Genomic DNA, 15,587 nt, shown 5'->3' with positions numbered 1-15,587 from the left:
TTGAACGCTCCAGCACCTCGTGGACCATTTGCGAGATGCCGTGGCCGGTCTCCTGGCTTACGGGTCCGTTCGCGCCCGTCCCCGCCTTCCCGGCAGCCGGCTGCGGCCAGTGGCTCCGCGCGCCGTGGGGAGCGCGCGGAACGGGACGGTCACTCCCCGATCACAGTGGCGAGGGCCGCTCCGGACTGGGACCACGAGGGCCCGTCACCGGTCTTCCCGAACACCACGGCCGGGCCACCCTAGCGGTTGTGCACAAGTTCTGCAGTTGCACATCTCTCGCAATCGACGGCGGCAGGCCGTAGGCGGACGGGGCTGCGGGCCGAGCCCTTCCCCCGGACGGCCCAGCCTCTGCGCCGGCATCTCCCGCCCCGCCCACCCCTTCCATCACTGCCGTCACGGATGGAAGCCGCCCGGTCAGCCGGTCGGCGGCACCGGCGTGTCGGAACGGTGGACGGTTGCGACACGCCGGTGCTACCAGTGCATTGGACGGATAATCAGGTCAGCCGGACCCCGTCCGGCGCGAGAAAGGGCCGACCGCCATGGCAGAGACGGAACCATCGCCGGACGAGCGGGTCGGCTTCGTGCGCCGCATCGGACTGTTCCAGGCCACCGCCATCAACATGAGCCAGATGTGCGGCATCGGCCCCTTCGTCACCATCCCCCTCATGGTCGCGGCCTTCGGCGGCCCGCAGGCCGTCATCGGCTTCGTCGCGGGCGCGGTGCTGGCCCTGGCCGACGGGCTGATCTGGGCCGAGCTCGGCGCCTCGCTGCCCGGCGCGGGCGGCAGCTACGTCTACCTGCGCCAGGCCTTCCAGTACCGCACCGGGAAGCTGATGCCGTTCCTGTTCGTGTGGACGGCGATGCTCTTCATCCCGCTGGGCATGTCCACCGGGGTCATCGGCTTCGTGCAGTACCTGGGCTATCTGTGGCCGGACATGGGCCAGACGCAGGGCGACCTGACCGGGCTGGCCGTCATCGCGCTGATCGTGCTGGTGCTGTGGCGGCGCGTCGAGAACATCGCGCGGATCACGGTCGTGCTGTGGTGCGTGATGATCGCCTCCGTCGTGCTGGTCATCCTCGCCGCCTTCACCCACTTCAGCCCCGACCGGGCCTTCACCTACCCCGCGGACGCCTTCGAGCTGACGACCAACCACTTCTGGATCGGCTTCGCGGCGGGCCTGACCATCGGCATCTACGACTACCTCGGCTACAACACGGCCGCCTACATGGGCGCCGAGATCAAGAACCCCGGGCGCACCCTGCCGCGCGCCATCGTCTTCTCCATCCTCGGCATCATGGCCATCTACCTGCTCCTGCAGATCGGCACGCTCGGCGTCATCGACTGGAAGCAGATGCTCGACCCCGCCTCGACGGCGTCCTCGTCCGTCGCCTCGGCGGTCCTGGAGGAGGCCTGGGGCAAGGGGCCCGCCCGGCTCGTCACCGTGCTCATCCTCGTCACGGCCGTCGCCTCGGTCCTCGCCGGGCTGCTCGGCGGCTCCCGGGTGCCCTACGACGCCGCCCGGGAGAAGGTCTTCTTCCGCCCCTTCGGGCGACTGCACCCCAGACACCGCTTCCCGGCGCTGGGCCTGGCCGCCATGGGAGTCATCACGGGCGCAGGGTTCCTGATCGGCCGTCATACGAACCTGGCCACGCTGATCCAGCTGCTCACCTCCGTGATGGTGATCGTGCAGGCCCTCGCCCAGGTCCTGGCCGTGACCGTGCTGCGCCGCCGCCAGCCGGACCTGCCGCGCCCGTACCGGATGTGGCTCTACCCGCTGCCGAGCCTGGTGGCGCTGGTGGGGTGGCTCGTCATCTACGGCTACGCGAACCGGAATTCACCCGGGCGGCACCCCATCGAATGGTCCCTGGCCTGGGTCGGGGCCGGTTGCGTGGCCTTCCTGCTCTGGTCGCGCTACGAGAAGGTGTGGCCGTTCGGGCCGCGGGAGATCAGCGAGGAGTACCTGCACGGCGCCGGCCCGGACACCGCCCCCGGGACGGCCGCCGGAACCGCCCCCGGCCTCGCCGCGGGTGCGGTCCCTGACACCAGGTCGGGCGGGGCGCCGGACGCCGACCCGGACACCGGGGTGCCCGCCGAGCGGTGATACTTGCATCCATGCCTGTTTCTGCCTCCCCTCACTCACCTCCCGCCCCGCACGCCTCCGCCGCCCGCCGCAGGCTGTACTGGCACCGCCTCTTCTTCGGGCTGTGGTACCGCCCGGTCGAGATCCTGGACGAGGCGCGGGACCGGAGCGTGTGGGGGGCGGCGGCGTTCCTGTGCCTGCTCTGCGGAGCGCTGGGGACGCTGGGCAAGGACTCGTTCTGGGAGGGCTGGCGGGTGGGCCCGGCCCTGGCCCTGGAGGCCATGGCGATAGCCGACGTCGTGCTCGTGCTGGCCAGCCTGCTGCTGGGCATCGCCACCCAGGCCATCGCCCGCCGGCTCGGCGGCAACGGAAAGTTCGGCCCCACGGTCACGCTGTTCGTGGTGGTGTTCTGGGCGACGGACCTGCCGCGCCTGGCCCTGGACGCGTGCCTGCCCGGGGACTCCTTCCCCGTACGGGCGGCCGCCTGGATCACCTCGGCCTTCGGCTACGCCTTCGCCACCCTGCTGATCCGCGGCCAGCACCACCTGCCCACGCACAAGGCCGTGGCGGCGGTGAGCATACAGATGCTCGCGGCGGTCGCCCTGCTGAAGTTCCCTGCCACCACGGTCTGATCCACCGCGGCCCGATCCGCCGCGAGCCGGTCCGGCCGCTGCGGCTGCTGTGGTTGCCGCGGCAGGCGCGCCGGAAGAACCGGCCTGAGGGTTCGAAGGCCCGCCCGGTGCGACGGGGGATGCACACCGGGCGGGCTCGAGGACAGTTCTACCTCATCAAGGATGGGTTATGCACCAAAAATCTGTTCGGCTTTGCTGACTACCAGCGAACAGGGAGCGAAATCAGGCCACTCGCGCGTATCGAGGGCCGCCGGGCGATGTCCTCCCGCGCTCCGTCGAGCGCGAGCCCGGGAAACCGCTCCAGCAGCGCTGCCAGCGCAGTTTCCGTCTCCATCCTGGCCAGCGGGGCCCCGAGGCAGTAGTGGATCCCGTGGCCCAGCGCGAGATGACCGGAACGATCACGGTTCAGATCCAGCCGATCCGGCTCGGAAAAGTGATGAGGGTCACGATTGGCCGACGCCAGGGACAGCAGGACGGTCTCCCCGGCCGGCACGGTCACCCCGCCGATCTCCACGTTCTCCAGCGGAAACCTGCGGATCGCGAGCGCCCCGGGCCCGTCCCACCGCATGAACTCCTCGACTGCCGCTCCGAGTCCGGCCGGATTCGCTCGCAAAGAGTTCATCAAGGCCGGGTGGTCCAGCAGCGCCAGGACGGAGTTGGCGATCAGGTGGACGGTGTTCTCGTAGCCCGCGAAGAGGATCAGGAAGGCGAGCGAGGTCAGCTCGTCCTCGGAGAGCCGGTCGGCCCCGTCCGCTCCGTCCCCCGCACCGCCGTCGCGGACCGCGATGAGGTCGGAGAGCAGGTCGTCGCCGGGGGCGGCGCGCTTGCTCGCGATGAGACCGGTGAAGAAGCGCATCATGTTGCCGATGGCTTCCTTCATGAGGTGGGTCCGCGTGGGGTCGGGCACGAGCATGGCGTCGGTCCAGGCCCGGAAGTCCACCCGCTGCTCCTGCGGTACGCCCAGCAGGTCGCAGATGACCGTGATGGGCAGCGGGCCCGCGTAGGAGGCCAGCAGGTCCGTACGGCCCTCGGCCTCGACGGCGTCGAGGAGTTCGTCGGCGATCCTGCGCACCGGTGCGCGGAGCTTGTCCACGCGGCCGGGGGTGAAGGCCTTGACGACCAGGCGGCGGATCCGGGTGTGGTCCGGAGGGTCCATGTTCAGGAGGTTCCGGTCCAGGGCCGGAGGCAGGCTGAACCCGGTGTAGTTGTCGCGCGTGGCGTTGGCCTTGTCCAGGGACAGCCGCGGGTCGGCGAGCGCCCGGCGGACGTCGTCGTAGCGGGTCACCAGCCAGGCGGGCCGCCCGTCGGGGCCGGTGATGCGGTGGACCGGGCCGGCCTCGCGCAGCCTGGCGTAGGTGCCGTGCGGGTCGGTCATGAGCCCGGAGGCGGTGGAGTTCTGCATGGCGACCGACTCTAGAAGATCAAGCCGTCCGGTGCTCGATGACCGGGGGCGGGGGCGGAGTCCGGTGCACGGGGCCCGCCACGGGGCTCACCGGAGCCGCAGGGCGAACTCCGCCGGAAGACCGGAAGGGACGCGCACGGGCGGCGCCGGATCCGTCGTGGTGACGGACCCGGCGCCGGCCTGTGGCGCAGGCGGCCTTGACCCCCGTCCAGGGCCGCCTCGTCCATGGGCCGCGCGCCGTCAGGGACGGCGTGCCGCGCTCATCTCCCGTAGTTCCTCGAGGACGGCGTCGACCATCGGGTCGTGGTAGACGTCGGCGACGAGGGCCAGGTGTTCGTGTTCCTCCGCCGGATCGGCGCTGACGGTCACGACGACGCTGTCGGCGTGCGGGGCGGGAACATGCCCGGTGATCTGGTTCTGCAGGCCCCGGCGCAGGGCCGCGGCCTCCACGACCGCGGCGAGGCGGCGCTCGTCGAGCGCGGCGCCGGTCGCCTTGCGCCGGGCGATGTCCAGGGCGGCGGGCTCGACGTGGCGGCGGATGCCGCGCTGGATGTCGCGGATCTCCGCCATCTGCCGGTTCGCCCGCCACTCCAGGTCCGCGAAGGGCCAGCGGCCCGTCAGGCGGTGCCCGGTGAGGGTGACCTCGGGGGCGTGGGCGGTGACGGCCTGCCAGAGCGGCTGCAGCCGGTGCAGCCGGCGCCAGGCGGAGACGCGGGGGCCGGCGGCGGGCAGCGAGAAGCCGAGGAGGACCAGCAGCGCGGCCACCGAGGCGCTCATCGGGGCGACGCCGTTCGACAGCCAGTAGACGTCGTGACCCGCCCAGGTCAGCACGAAGCCGACGAGCTTGCACAGGCAGTAGAGCAGGCCGAGCCAGCAGCCCGCGGCGAGCGTGCGCAGCCCCTTGGCGAGCCAGCAGGGGCCGAGCTGGGTGGCGTAGCGCGGGCAGAGCGCGCCGAGCCCGGCCAGGCTCGTGCCGAAGATGGCCAGGTACAGCACCAGGAAGGCGACGACGCCGGGGGCGTGGGCGTACGCGGTGCTGAAGTCGCGCGGGTGCTCCACGGAGTCGGGCCGGCCGACGGCGAAGCACACGATGGCGGTGGCCCAGGCGACGGCCACGACGGCGACGGCGATCCGGGAGCGCACGGCCGCCCGGGCGCGCGCCCGGGCGTCGCCGCGGCTGGTCCAGCGCAGGAGCAGCACCGTGGCGCCCGAGGCGAACAGGACCACGGCCGAGTACAGGAGGACCATGGCCAGGTTGGCCACGCCGGTCAGCCGGTCGAACGCGCGGTAGACGCTGGGCGCGGAGAACAGGAAGACGACGGGGACGCCGGAGGTCATCAGGGCGGTCAGGCCCAGGTCGACGTTGCCGCGGTCGCGGAACCAGGCGCGGGCCTTGTAGCCGACGATGGCCCAGGCGATGGCGCTGAAGGTCAGGTAGAGGGCGTCAAACACGGCCGCCTCCGCCGTCTGCGCCTTCGTCGCCGTCTCCGCCGTGCTCCCGGTTCCCGCGGCGGACGTGCTGCAGGGCGGGCCCGAGGGACGCGGCCAGCTCGGCGGCGGCGCCCTCCAGGCGGGCGTCCTGGCCGGGCGGCGGGGGCACGACCTTCTCCATGAGGAGGGTGCCGAGGATCTCCGTCTCGCGCTCGGTGAGGTTGTCGTAGCAGTGGTGGCGGGCGAGGCCCATCGTCAGGCCCATGCGGCGCATGGCGGTGGCCACGTCGACCGAGGGGGTCCACACCTTGAGGGCGTCCTCGGTGACGGCCGGGTCCTGGTCGTGGCCGAGGAGGAGGTGGCCGATCTCGTGCAGGACGATGTGGACCTGGTGCCAGGGGGAGGTCTTCTGCTCGTAGATGACCCAGTAGGCGTCGTCGGTGGTCGCGGTCATGCCGGAGACGACGCCGTCGAGGCTCATGGGGACCAGGCGGATGGGCAGGCCGACGCGGCGCGCGACGATGTCGCACAGACCCTGCAGGTCGGTGGACGCGGGCAGCGCGAGCTCCTGGATGAGCTGCTTGCACCGGCGCCGTATGCGCCCCACTCGCATGCCTGCACCGTCCTCGTCCTCGGTACGCCGCCAGTAAGTGAAGAGCCGGTCATCCGCCGTAACGGTCACGGGCGCTCCTCACCACCCGCGTCGGGCGGGTCGGACGGAAGGTTCATCTGCTGCCGGAACTGGCAGATGATCGTCGTAAGGCTGTCCTGCACCTCCGGGGGCAGCCCCACCGAGCGCAGGGCGATGGCCCGCACCCGCTGGTCCCGCATGGCGACGAGGAAGCGGACCTCCTCCTCCACGCGCTCGGCCTGCGACGCCGAGAGGTCGCCCATCAGATAGCCGACGGGCACGGCGAAGAACTTCGCCAGCGCACGCAGCACGTCCGGGCTGGGGTTGGCGCGGCGGCCGTTGCGCAGCATCGACAGATACTGCTCGGTGAGGCCGACCTCGCCGTACTCCTCGCCATTGGTGATCTCGTCGGCGACGTGACCGTTGGTGTACGGGGCGCCGGGCGGGTGCATGTTCGCGAACAGGTAGTTGAGCCGCGCCGCGAGCGGGCTGCCCGCGTCACCTGCCGACCTGTCGCCCCCGGCTGCCATCCGCTCCGTCCTCACCGACCGACGTTCTTCCCCCACGCCACCTCACGGCCAGTTAAGCCGAAGGTGACTGCGAGAAGCATCCTGTCACGGCTCGAACCCTCAGCACTAGTCCGCAGGGCGTTTCGGCTTGGTGAGGACTTAACCACGAGTTGATACCGGGCTTAACCACGCGTGGAGGAGCGGTCCGTGCCGCGCGGCCCGCCTGCCGCCCGCCTGCCGCCCTCCCGCGGCATGTCCCACGTCCTCGTGAACCTGTCGCGTCCCGGACTGTTCCCCCGGCTCCCGCCCGTAGGACGATGACACGCTCGCCCCGTACGTGCCCTCGCCCTGCCGGGCGCCCCGCGCACCAGGGAGGAATCCGTCTGTGAACAGACCTCGCTTCTGCAGACCGATCGTCGTGCGCGGCCTGACCGCCCTGCTGTTCGGGCTGTCGGCCGCCGTCGCGTCCGGGCCGGGTGCGGTCGCCGCCGGCGGGCCGCCGCCGGGGCTGGCCGCTGCCAAGGCTGCTGCCGCGGCCGACGCGTACTGGACGGCCGAGCGCATGGCGGCGGCCGTGCCGTCCGCCACCGCGGTACGGAAGGGTGCGCGCGCTCACGGCGGGCCCGTGCCGCCCAGTCACCCCTTCGACGGGCTGCCGCAGGTGGGGACGTTCTTCTGGACCGACGGGGACGACACGGGCCGGTTCTGCGGGGGCACGGTCGTGCGCAGCCCGCACCGCGACCTGGCCGTGAGCGCGGCGCACTGCCTGCGTTCGCCGGATCCCAAGAAGCGGCTGACGTTCGTGCCGCAGTACCACGACGGGCAGAAGCCCCACGGGGTCTTCCCCGTCGAGGCCGTCTACATCGACCAGCGCTACTACGACCTGGGGACGGACCGCGGCGCCCGCTGGGACTACACGGTGCTCCGGCTCGGCGAGCGCGAGGACGGCGAGAGCGTGCAGAACGCCGTCGGCGGCTTCGGCCTCGCGATCCGGCCGGGGTACGCCCACCGCAACGTGCGGCTGATCGGCTATCCGGGCAACAGCGATGCCAAGTACCCCAAGCCGCTGGACTGTTCCTCCTCCACGCACCGCTACACCAGCACCGACCCGAACGCCCCGGGCGACTTCCTGGAGATCGCCTGTGCGGGGTACGTGGGCGGCACGTCGGGCGGGCCGTTCCTGGTGCGCGGGGCGGGCGGCGGGTACGCGCTGATCGGCGTGATCGGCGGCTACCACACCGGGGGCGACACCCCGGACATCTCGTACAGCTCGTACTTCACGGAGGACTTGCTGGAACTGTATGCGGCCGCCGTGGAGGGCGATCCGCCGGTGAGCCCGTGAGGCGGGACCGGCCGGTCCCGCCTCACCACTCGCGAGGGCGTTACTGCTGTGCGGGGCGCCGCGGATGGCGCGTCAGCACGTAGCCGCCGATGGCCGCGAGCGCGCCGAGCACGGCGCCGCCGACGGTCCAGGCCCAGCGGTCCGACCACCAGCTGCCGTTCCAGCCGTCCTCCGGCTCCTTGACGGCCGCGGCGTGCAGCGGGGTCACCTCGCCGCCCTCGGCGCGGGCACCGCCCGCGTCCTTCGCCGTCGCCTCGACCTCCGCCTTCACCGGCAGGCCGTGGTCCCGGTCGGGGGCGTCGGTGAGGGTGAGGCGGATGTAGTACGTGCCGGGCAGCGGGTCGTTGGCCCACCGCTCGGCCCACGGGCGGACGGTCCGCAGCGTGCAGGTCAGGGTGACCGTCGCGTCCTGCTCGGAGGCGCGCTTCGTCGGCTCGCCCGAGGCGCAGGCCTGGCGGCGGCGCAGTCCGTCGTAGACGTCGAGCTGCCAGACGGCGGAGCCGTGCCGCGTGGCCGCCTCCGGCAGGTTCACGGTGGCCTTCACCTGCGGCTGCCGGCCGGCTCCGGCGGGGAACTGCCAGTAGAGGTAGTCACCGGTGGAGGCGTCGGCGGTCGCCTTCTGCCCCTGCTTGAGGACGGTGGCGGTGCGGAAGCCCGTCCCGGCCTCCGTGGGCGCGCCGTCCTCGCCGGCCGCGGCGCTCGGGCTCGGGGAGGCGGCCGCGGCGGCGCCGACCGAGGTGAACAGTGCGGCGGCGGCGAGCAGGGCGGCCGAGGCTGCGCGGGTCGTGGGGGCCATAAAGCGGGTCGTGGGGGCCGTAAAGGGGAGTCTCATCAGTTCGCCCTCCACACCGTGACGCGCCAGCGGGAGACCCAGCCCCACACCAGCCCTGCGATCAGCCCGGTCAGGGCCAGGACGGCCAGCAGCACCCAGCCGCGGCCGAGGCCGAACGCGGCCACATCGGAGGGGTCGTCCGGGGCGTCCACGAGGTCGACGGCCAGCTCGACGGGCAGGCCCGGGTCGCGCTTGACGTTGGCGGGGGCGGAGAAGGAGCTGGAGACCTCCAGGCAGACGGTCCGCGGCTCCTTGCCGTCCTCCTTGGCCTTGTCCTTGTCCCCGGCCTGGCCGTAGGGGTAGCGCAGGCCGGACGAAATGACGTCCGTGCGCCCGCTCCCGGACTCCGCGCCGCGGACGAGCTCCTGGCCGCCTTCGCTCACGGCGCGCACGAGCACGCCGTAGTCACGGTCGACGGCCCGGTCCGCGCCGATGCTCACCGACGTGCGCAGCTCCTGGCCGGGCTTCACGTTGACGCGGTACCAGCGGTGCTCGGAGAACGTCTCGCGGTCGGTCCACAGGCCCGCGCCGATCTCGGGGGCCTTGGAGCACGCGTCGGCGCCCCGGACGGGCTTCGGGGTCTCGACGGGCGTCTCGGCCCGGCGCACGAGCTGCTTGATCCGGCCGGAGAGTTCCTTGGTGTGGCGGACGGTGCTGTATGTGCCGCCGGTGGCCTCGGCGATGCAGCTGAGCTGCTCGCGGGTCTTGTCGTCCTGGGCGAGGCCGAGGGTGTCGATCGTCAGGTGCGTACCCTTGGCCGCCAGTTCGCGTGCCACGTCGCACGGGTCCGGCTGGCCGCAGGAGTCCTCGCCGTCGGTGATGAGGACGATGCGGCGGGTGCCGCCGTCGGTGCCGAGGTCCTGGTCGGCGCCGCGCAGGGCGTAGCCGATGGGGGTCCAGCCGGTGGGCTGCAGCGTCGCGACGGCGGTCTTGGCCTCGGTGCGGTCGACGGGGCCGACGCGGTAGAGCTGCTTGCTGTCGCGGCAGCCGAGCTCCTTGTCGTCACCGGCGTAGTTGGCGCCGAGGGTCCGGATGCCGAGCCGGACGTCCGCCGGCACCGCGTCGATGACCTCGTTGAACGCCTGCTTCGCGGCCGCCATGCGGGTGCGGCTGCCGCCGTCCACGTCCTGGGCGCGCATCGAGCCGCTGACGTCCAGCACCAGCTCGACCTTGGGGGAATCCTTCGGGGGGCCGTCGGCGGCGTTCGCCGGCGCGATGCCCCCGGCCAGGGCGGCGAGGAGGGCGCAGGCGCCCGCTGCCAGCCGTTTTCTGATGATCATTGGAATGATCCTAGTGATCACCGGCCGGGGGCCCAACTCGAAGTACCCGGGGTTACGGGGCCCTTGCGCGGGCCCCTGCCCGGCCCTTACGCGGGTGCCGGATCGAAAATCGCGCGGATCGCGTCGATGTCCCGCGGACTGAGCCCGATCCGCTGGCCGATGACGGCATTGGGGTCGGTGGGGGTGATGGTGTCCAGTCCGTTCCGGGAGAACGCGTCCCTCGGGTAATGCATGATCGACCCGTAGTCGTACGGCCCGACGTCGTCGCCGTCCGCGATGTGCTGGTCGAAGTTGTGTTCGAACCCCGGGATGATGTTCTCGAAGCGGATCGTCACGAACCGGTCCCGGTCCTCGCGGCTCTGCTCGTGCCACAGCCCCACGGCGTGCCCGATCTCGTGAATGGCGTTGCCGGTGCTGCAGTTGCCGCCGAGGGTGATGTCCTGGCGGCCGCCCCGCCGCCCGACGAACGACGAACAGCCGTTGCCCGGCACGAACCGCACGTAGTCCGGGTGCCCGGCCCGCCGCGGGAAGCGCATCTGCGTGCGCGACTCCCAGTGCGCGATGGCGTCGGTGACCCGCTGCTGGTTCGGCAGCGCGGGATCGATCTCGAAGGGCACGACGTGGTTCGGCCAGCGGACGCCCGGCCCTACGACGACCACCGCCGACTGCGGGAGTCCCCTTTCGGGGCGGAATTGCGCCGCCTCCGTGCGCCGTTCGACCTCGGCCGCGGTACCGAGGACGATATCCCCCTCGAATACGGCCAGCCCATCGATCTCCACGTACTGCACGGCCCGGATTTCGAAGGTCGCGCCGGCGATCAGCGCGGTCTTCACCGTCTTCGCCGAGGGCGCCGAACGGAATTCACCGCGGCCCGCACCGGCATCATTGGTCTCAGCAGGGGACATGGTTCCACCCCGACTTCCGTCAACCTTATAGGTCTCAATTCCGGAAAATACTGAGAGATATGCTGTCTGACAAGAGGTGAGGCGTATGTCCGTTGCGGACCCCGCGGAAATCGAAGTGGAAGTGACCTTGGCACCGGGCGCCGGCGCGCCCCGGACGGCAGTGACCCTCCACGTAACGGTGGAGGACACGAGCACGGCCGACGCCCCTTCCCGCACAGTGGCCCACGCCCGCCTCCCCCGCATCCGCCTGGACCACCCCCCGTACCCCCGCGTACGCCTGACCTTCCCTCCGCCGCCCCCGGGCACCCGCTACACGGTCCGCGCCCACGCGGACCACGACGACTCGGGCACGATCACCCCGGGCGACTGGATCACCAAAAGAAGCCACCCGGCGACGCCCCCGACGGTGACCGTGGAACTGTCACCGGTGCCCTGAACGGCAATGCCCGTCCTGCCGCCCCTTGTTTACAGGGGCCGCAGGACGGGCGATGGTCACCGCTTGTTCAGGACGACGTCACTCGTCGCCGTCCGTGCCGCCCTCCAGGCTGCCCTCCGTCTCCAGGAAGGCTTCGCGAAGGGCCGCCAGGGTGTCGGCGTCCGGCTTGGCCCACATGCCGCGGCTCTCCGCTTCCAGGAGGCGTTCGGAGATGCCGTGCAGGGCCCAGGGGTTGGCCTCCTGGAGGAAGGCGCGGTTCTCCGGGTCCAGGACGTAGGTCTGGGCGAGCTTGTCGTACATCCAGTCGGGGACGACGCCGGTGGTGGCGTCGTAGCCGAACAGGTAGTCCACGGTCGCCGCGAGCTCGAAGGCGCCCTTGTAGCCGTGGCGGCGCATGGCCTCGATCCAGCGGGGGTTGACCACGCGGGCGCGGAAGACGCGGGAGGTCTCCTCGACCAGGGTGCGGGTGCGGATCGTCTCGGGGCGGGTGGAGTCGCCGATGTACGCCTCCGGGGCCTTGCCGCGCAGGGCCTTGACCGTGGCGACCATGCCGCCGTGGTACTGGAAGTAGTCGTCGGAGTCGGCGATGTCGTGCTCGCGGGTGTCCGTGTTCTTGGCCGCGACCGCGATGCGCTTGTACGCCGTCTCCATCTCCTCGCGGGCCGGGCGGCCTTCGAGGCCGCGGCCGTAGGCGTAGCCGCCCCAGACGGTGTAGACCTCGGCGAGGTCGGCGTCGGTGCGCCAGTCGCGGCTGTCGATGAGCTGGAGCAGGCCCGCGCCGTAGGTGCCCGGGCGGGAGCCGAAGATGCGGGTGGTGGCGCGGCGCTCGTCGCCGTGCGCGGCGAGGTCGGCCTGGGCGTGGGCGCGGACGTAGTTCTGCTCGTCCGGCTCGTCCAGGGACGCCGCGAGCCGCACCGCGTCGTCCAGGAGACCGATGACGTGCGGGAACGCGTCGCGGAAGAAGCCGCTGATGCGGAGGGTGACGTCGATGCGGGGACGGCCGAGCTCTTCGAGGGCGACGGGCTCGAGGCCCGTCACGCGCCGCGACGCCTCGTCCCACACCGGGCGGACGCCCAGCAGGGCCAGGGCCTCCGCGACGTCGTCGCCCGCCGTGCGCATCGCGCTCGTGCCCCACAGGGACAGGCCCACCGACTGCGGCCAGTCGCCGTTGTCGGTGCGGTAGCGCTCCAGGAGCGAGTCCGCGAGCGCCTGGCCGGTCTCCCACGCGAGGCGGCTGGGGACGGCCTTGGGGTCGACGGAGTAGAAGTTGCGGCCCGTCGGCAGGACGTTGACCAGGCCGCGGAGGGGGGAGCCGGAGGGGCCGGCGGGGACGAAGCCGCCCGCCAGTGCCTTGACGGCGTGGTCGAGTTCGTCGGTGGTGCGCCCGAGGCGCGGGACCACCTCCGTGGCGGCGAAGGTCAGGATCGCGGCGAGGAGGTCGGGGTCCGCCCCATCCGTGCCCGGCGCCGGGGGTTGTGCCCACCCTCCCCCAAGCTCTCGGCTCCGCTCGAGCAGGGGGGACCCCCATCGCCCTGCGGGACGATTGCCCACAACGGTGGATACGGCTGCCGGATCCCAGTTCGCTGCCTCCATCGCCTCCACCAAGGCCCTCGCCTCGGCCTCCGCCTCGTCCGCCGTCGTGCGCGTCGCCGCCGACTCGTCGAGGCCGAGCGCCTCGCGCAGGCCTGGCAGGGCGGACTTGCCGCCCCAGATCTGGCGGGCGCGGAGGATGGACAGGACGAGGTTGACGCGCGCCTCGCCGGTGGGGGCGCCGCCCAGGACGTGCAGGCCGTCGCGGATCTGGGCGTCCTTGACCTCGCACAGCCAGCCGTCGACGTGCAGCAGGAAGTCGTCGAAGCCGTCGTCGTCCGGGCGCTCCTCCAGGCCCAGGTCGTGGTCGAGCTTCGCGGCCTGGATGAGGGTCCAGATCTGGGCGCGGATCGCGGGGAGCTTGGAGGGGTCCATCGCGGAGATCTGGGCGTACTCGTCGAGGTGCTGCTCCAGGCGCGTGATGTCGCCGTAGGACTCGGCGCGGGCCATGGGCGGCACGAGGTGGTCGACGAGCGTGGCGTGGGCGCGGCGCTTGGCCTGGGTGCCCTCGCCGGGGTCGTTGACGAGGAAGGGGTAGACGAGCGGGAGGTCGCCGAGGGCGGCGTCGGGGCCGCAGGCGGCGGACAGGCCGGCGTTCTTGCCGGGCAGCCACTCCAGATTGCCGTGCTTGCCGAGGTGGACCATCGCGTCGGCGCCGAAGCCGCCGTCCTCGCGGGAGGCCGCGATCCAGCGGTAGGCGGCGAGGTAGTGGTGCGAGGGCGGCAGGTCGGGGTCGTGGTAGATGGCGATGGGGTTCTCGCCGAAGCCGCGCGGCGGCTGGATGAGGATCAGCAGGTTGCCGCGGCGCAGGGCGGCCAGGACGATGTCGCCCTCGGGGTTGCGGCTGCGGTCGAGGAACATCTCGCCCGGCGGCGGGCCCCAGTGCTCCTCGACGGACTCGCGCAGCTCCTGCGGCAGCACCCCGTACCAGCGCTTGTAGTCGGCGGCGGGGATGCGGACGGGGTTGCGGGCGAGCTGCTCCTCGGTGAGCCAGTCCTGGTCGTGGCCGCCGGCCTCGATGAGGGCGTAGATGAGCTCGTCGCCGTCGCCGGACTCGAGGCCGGGCACGGCCTCGTCGCCGAAGTCGTAGCCCTCCTCGCGCAGGCGGCGCAGCAGGGCGACGGCGCTGGCGGGGGTGTCGAGGCCGACGGCGTTGCCGATGCGGGAGTGCTTGGTGGGGTACGCGGAGAGGACGAGCGCGATCCGCTTCTCGGCGGCGGGGATGTGGCGCAGCCGGGCGTGGCGCACGGCGATGCCGGCGACGCGGGCGGCGCGCTCGGGGTCGGCGACGTAGGCAGGCAGGCCGTCCTCGTCGACCTCCTTGAAGGAGAACGGGACGGTGATGATGCGGCCGTCGAACTCGGGCACGGCGACCTGGGTCGCGGCGTCGAGCGGCGAGAGGCCCTCGTCGTTCTCCTCCCACGCGCTGCGCGGGCCGGTCAGGCACAGGGCCTGCAGGATCGGCACGTCGAGCGCGGCGAGGGCGCCGGCGTCCCACGACTCGTCGTCGCCGCCGGCCGAGGCCTCGGCGGGCTTGGTGCCGCCGGCGGCGAGCACGGTGGTGACGACGGCGTCGGCACCGCTCAGGGCCTCGATCAGCTCGGGCTCGGGGGCGCGCAGCGAGGCGACGTACAGCGGCAGCGCGCGGCCGCCGGCGTCCTCGACGGCGCCGCAGAGGGCGTCGACGAAGGCGGTGTTGCCGCTCATGTGGTGGGCGCGGTAGTAGAGCACGGCGATGAGCGGGCCGTCGGCGCTGCCGGCCCGCGGGGTGCGCTCCAGCTCGCCCCAGGTGGGGGCGGCCGCGGGGGGCTCGAAACCGTGGCCCGTGAGGAGCACGGTGTCGGAGAGGAAGCGGGCGAGCTGTTCGAGGTTGGCCGGGCCGCCGTGCGCGAGGTAGGCGTGCGCCTCCGCGGCGATGCCGATGGGAACGGTGGAGGCCTCCATCAGCTGGGCGTCGGGGGCCTGTTCGCCGGTGAGGACGACGACGGGGCGGTCCTGGGCGAGCAGCAGGTCCAGGCCCTCCTGCCAGGCGCGGACGCCGCCCAGGAGACGGACGACGACGAGGTCGGTGCCCTCCAGGAGGGCCGGGAGGTCGTCGAGGGCGAGCCGGGCGGGGTTGGCGAGCCGGTACGGGACCGGGCCGCCGTGAACAGCAGCCGCGCGGGCGCTGAGCAGGTCGGTGTCGGACGTCGACAGGAGAAGGATCACGCGGCGCTCCCCAGGGCTTCGAGGGTCGCCCGGGGTGCCCGGCACCGGAATGTGCGCATGCGGCGGCAAGCCTTCCTCGGGGTCCGCGCCCCGGGCGGTTGGAGGACGGCGGGAGTTCCTGACTCGCCCGGCGGGAGTGCCGGGCTCACAGTGGCGGGACCGTGCCGGAGTCTCACCGGCTTCCTCCCCTGTCGCCGTCGCTGGCGTTTGGCGGAGCGGCGCCCGCGGAAGCGGGCACTGTTCCACCGCTGAGCATAGTAAAGCCCTGGCAGGAGGCGGTACGGGAGAGTGGAGGGCGAGTGGTACGG

12 protein-coding genes and 2 riboswitches are annotated in these 15,587 nt (G+C 72.4%); of the genes, 4 read left to right on the top strand and 8 right to left on the bottom strand.

Annotated elements, in window-relative coordinates:
• Nucleotides 1-25: 25 nt before the first annotated feature.
• A riboswitch (cobalamin riboswitch) is annotated at nucleotides 26-243 on the bottom strand.
• A gap of 296 nt (nucleotides 244-539) precedes the next feature.
• Together ACFPP6_RS06485 and ACFPP6_RS06480 are read left to right on the top strand one after the other, a co-directional pair.
• Nucleotides 540-2,102 (top strand): APC family permease, encoded by a 1,563-nt coding sequence (locus ACFPP6_RS06485; RefSeq protein ID WP_382038106.1) that lies wholly within the window; start codon nucleotides 540-542, stop codon nucleotides 2,100-2,102.
• 11 nt (nucleotides 2,103-2,113) lie between these two features.
• Nucleotides 2,114-2,713 carry a hypothetical protein gene (locus ACFPP6_RS06480; RefSeq protein ID WP_382038105.1) on the top strand — a complete coding sequence of 200 codons (600 nt, stop codon included), beginning with the start codon at nucleotides 2,114-2,116 and terminating at the stop codon, nucleotides 2,711-2,713.
• 199 nt (nucleotides 2,714-2,912) lie between these two features.
• Here ACFPP6_RS06480 and ACFPP6_RS06475 read toward each other — a convergent pair whose 3' ends face one another.
• The 4 genes from ACFPP6_RS06475 to ACFPP6_RS06460 form a co-directional block, all read right to left on the bottom strand.
• Complete coding sequence (locus tag ACFPP6_RS06475; protein WP_382038104.1) at nucleotides 2,913-4,115, bottom strand: cytochrome P450 family protein; 1,203 nt, start codon at nucleotides 4,113-4,115, stop codon at nucleotides 2,913-2,915.
• Between the two features lie 240 nt (nucleotides 4,116-4,355).
• Nucleotides 4,356-5,567: an MAB_1171c family putative transporter gene (locus ACFPP6_RS06470; RefSeq protein WP_382038103.1), complete on the bottom strand. Its 1,212-nt coding sequence runs from the start codon at nucleotides 5,565-5,567 to the stop codon at nucleotides 4,356-4,358.
• Entirely contained in the window at nucleotides 5,560-6,228 is a 669-nt protein-coding gene (locus ACFPP6_RS06465; RefSeq protein ID WP_382038101.1) for a hypothetical protein, read from the bottom strand. Before ACFPP6_RS06465 ends, ACFPP6_RS06470 begins: the two co-directional genes overlap by 8 nt.
• On the bottom strand, nucleotides 6,225-6,707 hold the full coding sequence (locus ACFPP6_RS06460) for a helix-turn-helix domain-containing protein (RefSeq protein WP_382038099.1): 483 nt from the start codon (nucleotides 6,705-6,707) through the stop codon (nucleotides 6,225-6,227). Before ACFPP6_RS06460 ends, ACFPP6_RS06465 begins: the two co-directional genes overlap by 4 nt.
• A gap of 364 nt (nucleotides 6,708-7,071) precedes the next feature.
• Here ACFPP6_RS06460 and ACFPP6_RS06455 point away from each other — a divergent pair, with 364 nt between their 5' ends.
• Nucleotides 7,072-8,028, top strand: coding sequence for a trypsin-like serine protease (locus ACFPP6_RS06455; RefSeq protein WP_382038097.1), 957 nt, complete (start codon nucleotides 7,072-7,074; stop codon nucleotides 8,026-8,028).
• Between the two features lie 40 nt (nucleotides 8,029-8,068).
• On the opposite strand, the gene ACFPP6_RS06450 is transcribed toward ACFPP6_RS06455, so the two are convergent.
• The 3 genes from ACFPP6_RS06450 to legP all read right to left on the bottom strand — a co-directional run bounded on the left by ACFPP6_RS06450 (nucleotide 8,069) and on the right by legP (nucleotide 10,973).
• Entirely contained in the window at nucleotides 8,069-8,824 is a 756-nt protein-coding gene (locus tag ACFPP6_RS06450) for a hypothetical protein (protein ID WP_382038096.1), read from the bottom strand.
• 35 nt (nucleotides 8,825-8,859) lie between these two features.
• The gene (locus ACFPP6_RS06445; protein ID WP_382038095.1) at nucleotides 8,860-10,140 is read right to left on the bottom strand and encodes a VWA domain-containing protein; all 1,281 of its coding nucleotides are present in this window, start codon (nucleotides 10,138-10,140) and stop codon (nucleotides 8,860-8,862) included.
• Nucleotides 10,141-10,226: 86 nt separating this feature from the next.
• Nucleotides 10,227-10,973 carry a Dot/Icm T4SS effector Zinc-dependent metalloprotease LegP gene (gene legP / locus ACFPP6_RS06440; protein ID WP_382038093.1) on the bottom strand — a complete coding sequence of 249 codons (747 nt, stop codon included), beginning with the start codon at nucleotides 10,971-10,973 and terminating at the stop codon, nucleotides 10,227-10,229.
• Between the two features lie 157 nt (nucleotides 10,974-11,130).
• Here legP and ACFPP6_RS06435 point away from each other — a divergent pair, with 157 nt between their 5' ends.
• Entirely contained in the window at nucleotides 11,131-11,481 is a 351-nt protein-coding gene (locus tag ACFPP6_RS06435) for a hypothetical protein (RefSeq protein WP_382038092.1), read from the top strand.
• Nucleotides 11,482-11,559: 78 nt separating this feature from the next.
• Here ACFPP6_RS06435 and cobN read toward each other — a convergent pair whose 3' ends face one another.
• Complete coding sequence (cobN, locus tag ACFPP6_RS06430; protein ID WP_382038090.1) at nucleotides 11,560-15,279, bottom strand: cobaltochelatase subunit CobN; 3,720 nt, start codon at nucleotides 15,277-15,279, stop codon at nucleotides 11,560-11,562.
• A gap of 112 nt (nucleotides 15,280-15,391) precedes the next feature.
• Nucleotides 15,392-15,465: riboswitch (cobalamin riboswitch) on the bottom strand.
• Between the last annotated feature and the right edge of the window lie 122 nt (nucleotides 15,466-15,587).

The sequence above is a fragment of the Streptomyces aureoversilis genome, assembly GCF_042657885.1.
In the GTDB taxonomy this organism is placed as follows: domain Bacteria; phylum Actinomycetota; class Actinomycetes; order Streptomycetales; family Streptomycetaceae; genus Streptomyces; species Streptomyces aureoversilis.
This window is presented reverse-complemented; position numbering and strand designations above follow the sequence as displayed.